The sequence below is a fragment of the Streptomyces cyaneus genome (assembly GCF_004028635.1).
In the GTDB taxonomy this organism is placed as follows: Bacteria; Actinomycetota; Actinomycetes; order Streptomycetales; family Streptomycetaceae; genus Streptomyces; species Streptomyces cyaneus.
Genome location: NZ_RQJW01000021.1, coordinates 1 through 12539 on the forward strand (window position 1 = coordinate 1; position 12539 = coordinate 12539).

Below are 12539 nucleotides of genomic sequence, written 5' to 3' on the forward strand. Positions count from 1 at the left end.
GCTCTGCCCCCTGGACCCCCGCTCCTCAAACGCCGGAGGGGCTGAGTTTTTTCAGCCCGTCCGGCGTTTGAGGACGAGGCCCCTTCAGGGCCGAAGCGGGGGTCTGGGGGCCGCAGGCCCCCAGGGACGGGACGGGTAGGGGCGGCGGGGGCGAGGAACTGGACCGGCGTCAGGGACGCAGTGCCCGCAGCAGCAAGTCCGCCAAATGGTCCGCGACCTCCTGGGGGCCCATCGGGCCGTCCGGGCGGTACCAGGTCGACAGATGGTGGACGGACCCGAAGTGGTAGTCGACCACCAGGTCGGCCGGGGTCGCCTTCGAGAAGACGCCCGACTCCTGACCTTCCTCGATGAGCGCACGGAAGCGTTCGTGGTAGCGCCGGCGCTCGGCGCGCACCTGCTTGTTCTTCTCCGGGCTCAGGTGGTGCATGGAGCGGAAGAAGATCATCGCGTCGTCGAGGTTCTCGATCGTCGTGACGACGACGTCGGCGGCAGCGCCTCTGAGCCGCTTCTCGATGGGCTCGTCGGCGTTCGCGAACGCGTCCAGCCGCTCCTGCTGAACGCGCAGCACGCGCGCGTACACCTCGTGCAGAAGGTCGTCCTTGGAACCGAAGTAGTGGTACAGCGCCCCTTTGGTGACGCCGGCCGCCTCGACGATCTCCTGCACCGAGGTGCGGTCGTAACCCCGCTCGGCGAAGAGCCGGGTGGCGGCGGCGAGCAGCCGCTGCGGGACGGGCGTGCCGTCACCGTCCGTCGTCCTGGCCACTGTGCCGCCACCTGCCTTTCCGAGATGTCTGCCTGCTGTCTAGCCGTCGTTCGCGCGGGAACGAAGTTCCCGACGGAGGATCTTCCCACTTGCCGTCTTGGGCAAGTCGGGCAGGATCTCCACCTGCCGCGGATATTTGTAGGCGGCCAGTCTCTCCCTGCAGTACGCAGCGAGTGCGTCGGGGTCCGTTTCCGCACCCGGACGGAGGCTGATGTACGCCTTGACGGTCTCCCCGCGGTACCCGTCGGCCACCCCGACGACGGCCGCCTCGCGCACCGCCGGGTGGGTGTAGAGCACGTCCTCGACCTCGCGCGGCCAGACCTTGAAGCCGGACGCGTTGATCATGTCTTTCTTGCGGTCGACGACGTAGAGCCAGCCCTCGGCGTCCATGAACCCGATGTCCCCGGTGCGCAGCTCGCCGTCGGGGAAGGTCTCGGCGGTGGCGTCGGGGCGCCGCCAGTAGCCGGGGACGACCTGCGGCCCGCGCACCAGGATCTCGCCCTGTTCGCCGAACGGCACTTCCTCGCCCGCGTCGTCGACGATCCGTACGACCGTCTCGGGCCCCGGCAGCCCCACGGCGAGCGTGCCGGAGACCGGGTCGACGGGGGCCTCCAGGCCTGGCGGGACGGAGGCGCAGGGGGCGGTGCACTCGGTGAGGCCGTAGCCGTTGCGGATGTACGGCCCCAGGCCGGCCCGGAACTTCTCCACCAGGGCGGGCGGCAGTGGGGCGCCGCCGGAGGAGATCATCCGGAAGGAGGCGAAGTGGTCGCGGGTGACCGCCGGGTGGGCGGCCAGCGCCATGAACGCGGTCGACGGGCCGACGGTGTAGTGGGGCCCGTGCTCGGCGAACGCGTCGAGCACGACACCGGCCTCGAAGCGGTACGCCAGCACGAGCGTGCCCGCGCTGTCGAGACAGGCGCCGAGCTGGCAGACCATCCCGGTGATGTGGAACAGGGGCGCCATCGCGAAGTAGACGGGCACCTCGGGCAGCTCCAGTCCGGTCCGCTGCCGCTCGGCGTTGTACATGATGTTGCCGTGCGTGTTGGTGGCGCCCTTGGGGGTGCCGCTGGTGCCCGAGGTGTAGCTGATCAGCGCGATGTCGGACGGGCCGAGGTCACGGCCCTGCGGCGCCTTGTGCCCGGCGCGTGCGACGACCGCCAGGTCCTCGGCGTCGTCGGCCTGCGGCAGCCGCTCGAAGGACAGCACGCGCGCGTCGTTGCGAGTCTGGAAATCCAACTCACAGCCGGTGAGGGCGATCCGCACCGGCGACTCGGCCGCCGTCTCGCGCAGATACGACTCCCAGGCCCGGTCGGAACAGATCAGTGCGGCCACCTCACCGTCCCGCAGGACGTGACCGACCTCCCCCGACTTGTACATCGGGTTGACGGGCACGACGATCGCGCCCGCCTTCCAGGCGCCCAGCAGCGCGAGCACGAAGTGCGGGGAGTTCTGCAGCAGGATCGCCACCCGGTCGCCGCGCTCCAGGCCGCGGGCGGCGAGGTGTCCGGCGACGGAGTCGCTGAGCTCGTCGACCTCGCGGTAGGTCAGGCGGCCGTCGAAGTAGGCGAGGAAGGTGCGGTCCGGGGTCTCGGCGACCACCCGGCGCAGGGCGTGCACGAGGGTGTCGGCCGGGTCTATCGGGGCGCGCTGGGCGTCGCTGAGCAGGGCCAGCCAGGGCTTGGCCGCGTAGGCGGAGGCGTCGGTCACCGGTTCGCCTCCCACTTCTGCTGGAGGTGGTTCATGCTGGTCAGCCAGCGGTCCGGTTCGGTGGCCCGCGCCTGGTAGTACCCGGCGACCTCGGGGTGCGGCAGGATCAGGAAGCGGTCCTCGTCGATGCCCTTGAACAGGGCGTCCGCGACGTCGTCCGGCTCGATGGCCGTCGGGTGGAGCACCAGGTCGCCCGCGCTGCCGGTGGCGGCGAGCATGTCGGTGCGCACACCCTGCGGGCAGATGGCGTGGACCTTGATCCCGCGGTGGCGGTACGTCAGCGACAGATACTCGGCGAAGGCGTAGGCGCCGTGCTTGGTGACGGCGTAGGGCGCGGCCCCGATCATCGTCAGCAGCCCGGCGGCGGAGACGGTGGACACGAACCGCCCGCTCCCCCGCTCCAGCCAGGCCGGGAGCAGTTCGTTGGCGGCACGCACGTGTGCCATGACATTGACGTCCCAGGACACCGTCCAGGCCTTCTCGTCGAGAGACTGACCTGGGTCCTCGCCTCCGAAGGCGACACCGGCGTTGGCGCAGTAGACGTCGACGGTGCCATCGAGCGCCTCGCGGGCCTCGGAGACGATCGAGGAGGCATCACCCGGCACCGCGACGCCGCCGATCTCATCGGCGACCGCCTGGGCCTTCCCGGCATCCAGATCATTGACGACGACACGAGCCCCCTCGGCGGCGAAGCGCCGGGCGAGGGCCGCCCCGATGCCACCCCCAGCCCCGGTAACGACGACTCCGGCACCCTGAACGGCTTCCACCATCGGTCTCCTTCGGCTGCGGCTCTCTTGCACTGGACAGACTAACCGGTCGGTATGTATCAGAGGAAGGGCAACGGCAGCCCACCTGGGGCGCGGGGAACTGCGCGACCAGCCACCAACCGCCCGGCACCTTCCACACAACCTGCGGGAGCAATACCGTGCCCCCCATGCGCCTATCCAGACGAGCCCTTCTCGCAGCGACAACGGCAGCAGCTTCACTCACCACAGCCTCCCAGGCCTCCGGGGCCGAGCTCCGCAGGCACCTACGCACAGGCTTCGAGAACCTCACCGCAAACGCCTACGCCCAGCTCAGCGGCCAGCGCGTCGGTATCGTGACGAACCCCACCGGCGTAACCCGCGACGTACGTCACATCGTCGACGTCATGCACGCCGACGACCGGGTGAACCTACGGGCCGTCTTCGGCCCCGAACACGGCTTCCGCGGCACCGCCCAGGCAGGCGGCTCCGAGGGCCGCTACGACGACCCCGCGACCGGTCTCCCGGTCTACGACACGTACCTCAAGAGCGGCCGTCCCCTCGCCGACATCTTCACCGCGTCCGGCGTGGACACGATCGTCTTCGACATCCAGGACGTGGGCGCCCGCTTCTACACGTACATCTGGACCCTCTACGACTGCATGGAGGCGGCCCAACTCGCCGGCAAGCGCTTCGTCGTACTCGACCGCCCGAACCCCGTGACCGGACGGGCGGCCCAAGGCCCGGTCCTGCACGAGGAGTTCGCCAGCTTCGTCGGCCGCCGGCCCATCTCCCAGGCGCACGGCATGACGGTCGCCGAGCTGGCGCGGCTGTTCAACGGGGAGTTCCTCACCACCCCGGTACCCCTGGAGACCGTACGGATGACGGGCTGGCGGCGGTCCGAGTTCTACGACGCCTGGGGCCTGCCCTGGGTGCCGCCGAGCCCGAACATGCCGACGCCGGACACCGCGCTGGTGTACTCGGGGACCTGCCTCTTCGAGGGCACGAACCTGTCGGAGGGACGCGGCACCACCCGCCCCTTCGAACTGCTGGGCGCGGAAGGCATCGACGGACGCTGGGCGGCCGCCGCAGGCGAACTCGACCTGCCCGGCGTGCACTTCAGGGAGGCGTACTTCGCGCCCACGTTCTCGAAGTTCCAGGGCAAGACCATCGGCGGCGTACAGATCCATGTGCACGACCGGGCCGCGTACGACCCCGTCCGCACCGGAATCGCCCTGCTCGTGACCGCCAAGAAGGTCTGGAGCGGCTTCGGTTGGCGCCCCGACAACTGGATCGACAAGCTCACCGGCTCCACACAGGTGCGCACGATGATCGACGCGGGCGCGAGCGCCGACGAGGTGGTGGCGGGCTGGCACCAGGAGCTCGCGGCGTTCCGGCGGGTGCGCAGGGAGTACCTGCTGTACAAATGAGCGCCTCAATTGCGTGCCCCGGATGAGTGACGACGTATGGCCATTCGCGCCCGGTAGCAGGACGATGCGCCCGTATCGCACCACTACGGGGGACGAGGGGGCCTGTCATGGCGAATCCGGCAGTGAGCGTGACTCCTTACTGGGAGCTGACCTTCGACGCGGACGGGGATCCGGACGCCGGCAAGCGGGACCGGCTGCTGGCCGGGGTGGCGCAGCACCACGTCCGTGATCTGATCGTCTTCGCGCACGGCTGGAACAACGACCGCTCGGGGGCGACCCGGCTCTACGACCGCTTCTTCGCGCCGATCCCGCAGCTCGCTCCGGCGGCGAAGATCGGGTACGTGGGTGTGGTCTGGCCGTCGATGCGGTTCTCGGACGAGCCGATCCCGGACTTTCCGCGGGCCGTGGCGGCCGAGATGCCCCGCCGCCCGGCGCTCGACAAGGACACGCGGCACGCGCTGCTGGAGACGTTCCCGGGGCGGGCGACCGTGATCGACCAGATCGCCCGGATGCTGGATCAACAGCCCCGTGAGGAAGGGGAGTTGGAGGAGTTCGGGCGGCTGGTGCGGATGCTGGTGGACATCGTGCCGCCGGGGCCGCAGGTGCTGTTCGCGGCGGACACGCTGGCGGAGGGCGTGCCGCAGAACTCGCCGGACATGTTCTCGGGGTCGACCGCGGCCGTGTGCGAGGAGTTCGCGCAGGCGCTGACACATCTCGAAGCGCCCGACGGAGCGCCGGACGGAGCGGCATCGTTCTCGTTGCCGAACCCGTGGGAGGGCGCGCACGAACTGCTGCGGCAGGCGACGTACTACGCCATGAAGCGGCGCGCGGGCACGGTCGGTGAGCGTGGGCTGGGCCGGCTGGTCGGGCAACTGGCCGCACGGGCGCCCGAGGTGCGGGTGCATCTCGTCGGCCACAGCTTCGGTGCGCGGCTGGTGTCGTTCGCGTTGCGCGGGCTGCCGAAGGGGGTGCACACCGTGAAGTCCGTGACGCTGCTCCAAGGTGCCTTCTCGCACTACGCGTTCGCGTCCCGGCTGCCGCACGACACCCGGGCCGGCGGGGTGCTGGAGGGCCAGCACAACCGGATCGACGGGCCGCTGGTGTGCTGCTACTCGCGGCACGACTCGGCCCTGTCCACGATGTATCCGCTGGCCTCCCGCATGGCGGGCGACGCGGAAGGGGTCGCGGCCCTGGACATCGGGCGGATGCTGGGTGCCAAGTGGGGTGCGATGGGGCACGACGGGGTGCAGGCGGTGCCGGGGACACGGTCGCTCAAGCTGGCCGACGCGCTGAAGGCGACACTGCCGACGTCGGGATGCGTGAACATCGACGCGGCGGCGGTCGTCAGGCGCGGCGGACCGCCTGCGGGAGCGCACAGCGACATCCTGCACCGGGAGTTGGCGCAGGTGGTGCTGACGGCGGGCCGCATCGAGTGACCCGCCGCCGCTGACCCGTCACCGATGTGACGTGAACTCCACGACCTGCTGGTACGTCGGCCGGTTCTGCCAGCTGATCTTGCTGTGCTTGATGCCGCCCAGCGTCCGCTGGACGATCGAGTCGGCGCACCACTGATCGCCCGCCGAGCACTGGTCGTCGCCGGGGTAGACCTGGGCCGCGGTCTTGCCGGCCGCTTCCTTCAGGGTGCTGATCAGGATGTCCCGGCAGGCGCTGAGGCTGCCGCCGCCGCAGTACTTCCGGTCGAGCGGACCCTGTACCGACTCCCCGAGCACGGCCCGGATGTCCTTGTCGACATAGGACCACCAGCCGTACTGGAAGGAGCTTCCGGCGTGCGAGCCGGTCGGGCCGTGCGCGGCGGAGGGGGACTCGTCGATGGGCAGGTTGGCGGTCATGGCGGCGTAGAGCTCACTGCCCAGACCCGGTTCGAACTCGGCCTTCACCAGCAGCGGCCACCACGCGTCCAGGATCCGGATCGCGTCGGCGTTGGCGTACGTCTTCGAACCGGCCGACGTCTCGGTGCGCTTGGCGCCCGCCGAGATCCACGCCTGGAGCTTGCTCACGGCCGCCGCGGCCGTCGAGTCGGTCACCGTGGAGCTGGTGACGGCCTTGAGCAGATCCGGCAGTACGTCCTCGGCCCGCAGGTCGGCAAGGCCCGCGTCGGCCATCGCCTTCACCAGCGAGGCCCGGGTCACGCCGCCCGCGTCGACCAGTTTCTTCACCCGGCTCTCCAGCAGGTTGCCGCGGTGGACCGAGCCGTCGCCCCAGGGGGCGGTGGTGTAGTCCTTGGCCTGCTTGTTGTTCCAGGAGATGTAGTAGTCCTGGTCGATGGAGTTGGGGTGGGCGGAGGGCGGGGTGTACTGCGCCGCGTTCGTCGTCGGATCCCAGCCCCGCCACTCGTACGCCGACTGCGCCCATACCGGGAACTCCGCGTCGACGCCGGTCGCCCGGACCGGGTTGTCGCCGCTGTTGTAGTAGGCGGTGTGCTCGGAGTCGGCGTAGAACCAGTTGAAGGTGTAGTTGATGTGCTGCACCGCCTTCTGGAAGTCCTCCGGGCCCTTGACGTAGTCCGGGTCGTTCAGCATCTGGAAGCCGACGATCGAGTCGGCCTCGTGCAGGTAGGAGGAGCGCAGGGTGGTGTAGGCGACCTTCTTGCCGCCGACGGTCGCGCGGTGTGTGACGGGACCGTACTTCGTCCGCCACACGCGCATCGTGTACGACCCCTCGGCGGTCCCGTCGGCGGTCGTCGGCTTCCAGGCGTTCTTCTGCTCGACCTTGTCCATCGCGGTGCAGGTGCCGCGGTACAGGTAGTGGTAGTCGTCCTGGCACAGCTCGACGGCGTAGGTGTCGATGATGTCCTGGCCTGAGGTCGTCGCGCTCCACGCGTAGTCCTGGCCGCGGCCGAGCTCGACGTACATGCTCAGACCGGCGAAGGAGGCGCCGCGGGCGCTGATGCCCGGCCCCTGGATCTCCTGGAGCAGGAGCAGCTGGGGTGCGAAGTAGCCGGTCTGCGGGCCGAAGACGGCGACCGGGTGGCCGCTCGCGGTGTGCTCGCCGCTGACCACGAGGGCGTTGGACATGCCCCGCTTGGCCGAGGTCATGGCGGTCTCGGCCGCGGTGGTGGAGGCGGTCGTCGCGGCGGATCCGGCCGCGCTGCCCGTACGGTCGTAGACCAGCTGCTCCTCGGTCACCGAGTCCGCGGCGGGCAGGGCCTCGCCCTGCGGATCGGCGGGCTTGGTGGCGTACGGGAAGCTCTTGTCGTGGACGGTGACGACCGCCTCCGGGTCGTTGCGCTCGCGGAACGACTCCCAGAGCTTCGTTCCCTCGGTCACGCCGTACTTCTCCTGGGCGGCCAGCAGGGAGAGGGCGTTGTTGACCTCGCCGCCGCCTCCGGAGCCGAACAGGGCGCCGATCACGGACGCCAGTGCGACCAGGTCGGTGGGCTTGAAGTGCTCGATCGTGCCCGCGTTGGTGACCGAGTCCTTGTGCCCGGTCAGGACGTACTCGCCGGGGAAGTAACGGCCGCTGTCGGAGGCGTCGATGTAGGAGTTGATGCCGTCGATGTAGGCGCCCACGTCGGCGAGTGCCTGCTTGCCCCGGTCGCCGGCCGCGGCGACGGCGTTGTCGATCTGTGCCTGCAGATCCGCCTCGGTGTACGGCGCGTGGCGGTAGAACTCCTGCTCGAGGCCCTGGTTGGAGGGCGCTCCGCCGGCGAACGAGGTCAACTGACCGCGTCCGACATGCCGGAAGACGTCCATCAGCCACAGCCGGTCCTGGGCGGCCGCATAGCCCGCGCCGAACTCCGTGCCGTATCTGGTGGTACCGGTGATGTGCGGCACACCCGTCTTCTTGTCACGGACGATCGTCACGTCGCTGCGTCCGGCGGGATTGATGGTGGAGGCGACTTGGTCGGAGGGGACGCCGAAGGAGGCGTCGTTGAAGAAGTTGTTGATCGTCGCGTTGGTGAGGCCGGAGTAGCCCTTGGCCAGGTTGGCGTAGGGGCCCAGCTGGTCCGAGGCATGTTCGGGCAGGGTGCCGAAGGCCTGGTTGAGCAGGATCTGGGCGAGAGTGGCGTTGCCGTTCTGGCCCGGCGGCAGGATGTCGGAGCACTGGTTCCCGCAGTGGTCGTTCGCGGCCGTGACCTCGGCCTCCGCTGCGGACGCCTCGGGCGCGGTGGCGGCTTGAGAGATTGGCGACAAAAGACCGGCAATCAAGGCGCATATGGATGCCGTCTTCAGGAACCCGGGGAATCTGCCGGGAGTTCTCAGTCTGTCTAGGGCGTTGCGTGGGGTACGCCGTGGCATGGCAGCTCCTACCGACGTGGGTGGGCCGGACGTTACCGGCGGTATCCCCGGGATTGAAGGTGAACATGCGTCACTTTTTGGAGTCACCAGGGCTCGCTATGGAGGTCATCGGAAATCCAATGGAGCCGAATCGCTTGTCGATACGTCTATTCGTCAACGTCGCGCGAAGTCCGTGCGACGACGCCGAAGTGACCGAAGTACAGGTGCAGGTGTGACGGAGGTGCAGGGCGATGGCCGGTTTCCGGAGTCTGGCGAGACAGGTGCGAGACCCACGGTGCGATCTGGCGCTGCGACGCTACTCGCTGCGTAAGTGCCTTGAGCGGTTCGCTCCTTACGGGCACAGGGCGACCTGGGACCACTTGTGCTCCCGGGCAGGGTTCGGTCCGGAGGACCGTTCCCCCGATCCGGCGCGGCTCGTGGCCGCGTTGGACGAGTTGGAGGAGGCGCGTTCGGTCTGGCTGGCCTATGAGGTCGAGTTCGCCGAGCGACGCAAAAAGGAGAAGCACGACGGACTGCGCAGGCCGGGCACCGTGGACGACTGGCACCGGCTGACCTGGGGCGGTTTCGGAGTCGCCTGGTGCGACAACCCCCGGGTCCACCCGGATGAACCGCTGGCCGAGGTGCTGCGCCGACTGATCTCCGCGCTGGAGCGCGAACCGGGTTCGGAGTGCCCGGTGTGCGGCGGTGAGCGGCTGATCTGGCAGTACGACCTGGCCCATGAACCGTCGTCGGGGCCGGTCTGCACGGACTGCGGGATCGTGGTGCCGCGTCCGGTGCTCACGCCCGAAGCGCTGGCGGCGTCGCGGCGCGAACGGCGGCTGCTGGTTTCCGCCTAGTACGACGGGGGTGCGCTGGGGATGCCGCACCCCCTTTTGCCGCAGCGATTTCGCCGCCTTGCCGACCCACTCCCCTCGTCAGTGCCCTCTCGGCCATCCCCGTTGTCAGTGGTGGCTGGCACCATCGAGACATGATCCAGGTGTGTCTGAACGGGCCCCGAGGGGCGGGCGACGGTGCGGTGGTGCCGCTCTCGCCGGAGGCACTGGCCGACTCCGCGGCCGAGGCCGTTGCGGCCGGGGCCACGGACATCCATGTCCACCCCAAGACTCCCTGCGGGCAGGACAGTCTGTCGCCGCGCGTGCTCGCACCGACGCTGGAGGCGATACGGGCCCGGGTGTCGGTGCCGGTCGGCGTGACGACGGGCGCCTGGGCGGAACCGGATACGGCGGCCCGGGTGGAGCGGATACGAAGCTGGTCGGCGCTCTCTGTTCTTCCCGACCACGCCTCGGTCAACTGGCATGAGCCGGGCGCCGAGGAGGTGGCCGCGGCGCTGATCGAGCAAGGCGTGGGCGTCGAGGCGGGCATCTGGTCCGGCACCGATGGGGCGGCCCGGTTCGCCGCCTCGCCGCTGGGGCCGAGGGTGCTGCGGGTGCTGGCGGAGGTGACGGACACGTCCGCGGAGTCGGCCGAGGAGACCGCGCGTGCGTTGCTGACCGACCTGGGCTCGGCGTTCGGCCGCCCGGTGCTGCTGCACGGGGAGGACGGGGGCGCGTGGCCGGTGCTGCGGCTGGCGGGGCGGCTGGGGCTGGCGACGCGCATCGGCCTGGAGGACACGCTGGTCCTGCCGGACGGGGAACGGGCCGTGTCGAACGCTCAGTTGGTGGCGGAGGGCTTGTACCAGTACGGGTGGGTCCAGCGGTCGTCGTAGGGCAGGGCGAGGAGTTCGGCCTCCATCGCGAGGTCGGGCTCGCCTCGGGCGCGGAGGCGGGCGGGAGCGTTGCGAGCGAACCAAGACTGCAACTCCGCGACGGCCGCCTCGTTGCCCTCGTCGAACCCGCAGGTGAGCGGCAGGTCATCGGCGAGGAGGTCGGCCAGCCACCGGCGTGCGCAAGCCACGAGGTGTGTGTCGGCGACGGGATGCCGGATCCAGTCGGCAAGGAAGGGCGTCACGGTCCCGGCGATCGCGGAACAGCAGTCGAATACGTCGGTGACCGGATGCGGCGGCTCGGGGGACGCGAGGGCATCCCGCCACCAGGCGGTCAGGAACGCCTGGATGGCGTCGGACTGCTCCGTCGGCCAGGAGTGCCAGTCCACGCGGGTCAGCCCGTGCCCCCACCACGCCACGTCCATGCTGCCGTCCGCCATCGCCCGCGCCATCTGCGGCAGCAGGCGCCGCATCACGGCGGCGTGGTCCTCGAAGTGATCGGGAACCTTGAAGACGAACCTGCGAACCAGGTCGGCGGGCACACGCGTGTACGGCGTGCGCAGATACGCCGTCTCCTCCGGATCGAAGCACCGCTCGCAGCCGATCTCCGTAGGGCTGGCGAACCCGTTGAAGACCGTTTCGATGTCCGCGAGAGCAGCGTCAAGGGCAGGTGAGGGCATGGAAGTCGACCCCGTCAGGACTCCGTGCGCGGCAGCGTGCCGCCGGCCGAAGATCGCGACGATACCAGCCGCAATTCCGGTCGCTCCAGCCCTTTCCCGTCCGGACAGTTGGGGGCGATGAAACGAACCTGAGGTCCTGAAGGAGCCCCTCATGTCGACGCTGCGCGTCACCGCCGAAGTGCTGACCGTCCACGAGCATCCGAACGCCGACGCCCTCGAACTGGCCCAGGTGGGCCTGTACCGGGCCGTTGTCGCCAAGGGCGCGTACCGCACCGGCGAGGCCGCCGTGTACATCCCCGAGCAGTCCGTGCTGCCCGCCGAGCTGATCGAGGAGCTGGGGCTGACCGGGCGGCTGGCGGGGAGCAAGGCCGACCGGGTCAAGGCGGTGCGGCTGCGCGGTGAGCTGTCGCAGGGGATCGTGTGCCGGCCGAAGGCACTGGCCGACGTCGATCTGGCGCGGGCGGCTGCGGAGGGGACCGACTTCGCCGAGGTGCTCGGGGTCACCAAGTGGGTGCCGCCGATCCCGCCCACGATGTCCGGTGAGGTGGAGTCGGCGCCGGATCTGTTGCCCTGGGTCGACATCGAGAACATCCAGCGGTATCCGGACATCTTCGTGCCGGGTGAGCCCGTCGTGCTGACCGAGAAGCTGCACGGCTCGGCGTGCCTGCTGACGTATGTGGCCGACGAGGACCGGGTGTACGTCTCCTCCAAGGGCTTCGGGGCGAAGTCGCTGGCCCTGAAGGAGGAGTCGCGGAACCTGTACTGGCGGGCGGTGCGCGGGCACGGTGTCGCCGAGGCGGCGGCCCGGCTGGCCGAGCGGCTGGGGGCGCGCCGGGTGGGCATCTTCGGCGAGGTGTACGGCGCGGGCGTGCAGGACCTGACGTACGGGGCCGACGGGCGACGGGCGACCCTGGGGTACGCCGTGTTCGATGTGTCCGCGGAGATCGACGGTCGGGTGCGGTGGCTGGACGCTGCGGAGGTGCTGGAGGGCGAACTCCCCTTGGCGCCAAGGCTGTTCGAGGGGCCGTACGACATCGAGCGGGTGCTGGAGGTCGCCACGGGGCGCGAGACCGTCTCGGGGCGGGAGCTGCATCTGCGGGAGGGCGTGGTGATACGTCCGGCAGTCGAGCGGTACAGCACGGTGACCGGGGGTCGGGCCATCGCGAAGGCGGTCAGCCCGGCGTACCTGACACGGAAGGGCGGGACGGAGTACGAGTGAAGGGCGGCGCTGCGGCGTCTTGACGGGCGGGGCGAA

10 protein-coding genes are annotated in these 12539 nt (G+C 70.0%); 5 read left to right on the forward strand and 5 right to left on the reverse strand.

What is annotated here, in order from left to right; all coding sequences use genetic code 11:
- Nucleotides 1-169: 169 nt before the first annotated feature.
- The 3 genes from EHO50_RS40355 to EHO50_RS40365 are packed head-to-tail and all read right to left on the reverse strand — an operon-like array spanning nt 170 to nt 3240.
- Nucleotides 170-763 carry a TetR/AcrR family transcriptional regulator gene (locus tag EHO50_RS40355; RefSeq protein ID WP_128436837.1) on the reverse strand — a complete coding sequence of 198 codons (594 nt, stop codon included), beginning with the start codon at nt 761-763 and terminating at the stop codon, nt 170-172.
- Between the two features lie 39 nt (nt 764-802).
- Nucleotides 803-2470: a class I adenylate-forming enzyme family protein gene (locus EHO50_RS40360; RefSeq protein WP_128436838.1), complete on the reverse strand. Its 1668-nt coding sequence runs from the start codon at nt 2468-2470 to the stop codon at nt 803-805.
- On the reverse strand, nt 2467-3240 hold the full coding sequence (locus EHO50_RS40365) for an SDR family oxidoreductase (RefSeq protein WP_128436839.1): 774 nt from the start codon (nt 3238-3240) through the stop codon (nt 2467-2469). The genes EHO50_RS40360 and EHO50_RS40365 overlap by 4 nt, the downstream gene beginning before the upstream one ends.
- A 164-nt stretch (nt 3241-3404) precedes the next feature.
- Between EHO50_RS40365 and EHO50_RS40370 the strand changes: the two genes are divergently transcribed.
- Both EHO50_RS40370 and EHO50_RS40375 read left to right on the forward strand, forming a co-directional pair.
- Nucleotides 3405-4643, forward strand: a complete 1239-nt coding sequence (locus tag EHO50_RS40370; RefSeq protein ID WP_128436840.1) for an exo-beta-N-acetylmuramidase NamZ family protein — start codon at nt 3405-3407, stop codon at nt 4641-4643.
- A 107-nt stretch (nt 4644-4750) separates the two neighbouring features.
- Entirely contained in the window at nt 4751-6079 is a 1329-nt protein-coding gene (locus tag EHO50_RS40375; RefSeq protein ID WP_128436841.1) for a serine-threonine protein kinase, read from the forward strand.
- Between the two features lie 18 nt (nt 6080-6097).
- Here EHO50_RS40375 and EHO50_RS40380 read toward each other — a convergent pair whose 3' ends face one another.
- A complete protein-coding gene (locus EHO50_RS40380) occupies nt 6098-8902 on the reverse strand; it encodes a penicillin acylase family protein (RefSeq protein ID WP_128436842.1) in 2805 nt (934 codons plus the stop codon).
- 230 nt (nt 8903-9132) lie between these two features.
- Between EHO50_RS40380 and EHO50_RS40390 the strand changes: the two genes are divergently transcribed.
- Complete coding sequence (locus EHO50_RS40390; RefSeq protein WP_128436843.1) at nt 9133-9738, forward strand: hypothetical protein; 606 nt, start codon at nt 9133-9135, stop codon at nt 9736-9738.
- A 131-nt stretch (nt 9739-9869) separates the two neighbouring features.
- Nucleotides 9870-10607, forward strand: a complete 738-nt coding sequence (locus EHO50_RS40395) for a 3-keto-5-aminohexanoate cleavage protein (RefSeq protein ID WP_164905091.1) — start codon at nt 9870-9872, stop codon at nt 10605-10607.
- Here EHO50_RS40395 and EHO50_RS40400 read toward each other — a convergent pair.
- A complete protein-coding gene (locus EHO50_RS40400; RefSeq protein WP_128436844.1) occupies nt 10553-11284 on the reverse strand; it encodes a hypothetical protein in 732 nt (243 codons plus the stop codon). The genes EHO50_RS40395 and EHO50_RS40400 overlap by 55 nt on opposite strands.
- A 151-nt stretch (nt 11285-11435) precedes the next feature.
- Here EHO50_RS40400 and EHO50_RS40405 point away from each other — a divergent pair, with 151 nt between their 5' ends.
- Nucleotides 11436-12503 carry an RNA ligase (ATP) gene (locus EHO50_RS40405; RefSeq protein WP_128436845.1) on the forward strand — a complete coding sequence of 356 codons (1068 nt, stop codon included), beginning with the start codon at nt 11436-11438 and terminating at the stop codon, nt 12501-12503.
- Nucleotides 12504-12539: the final 36 nt, after the last annotated feature.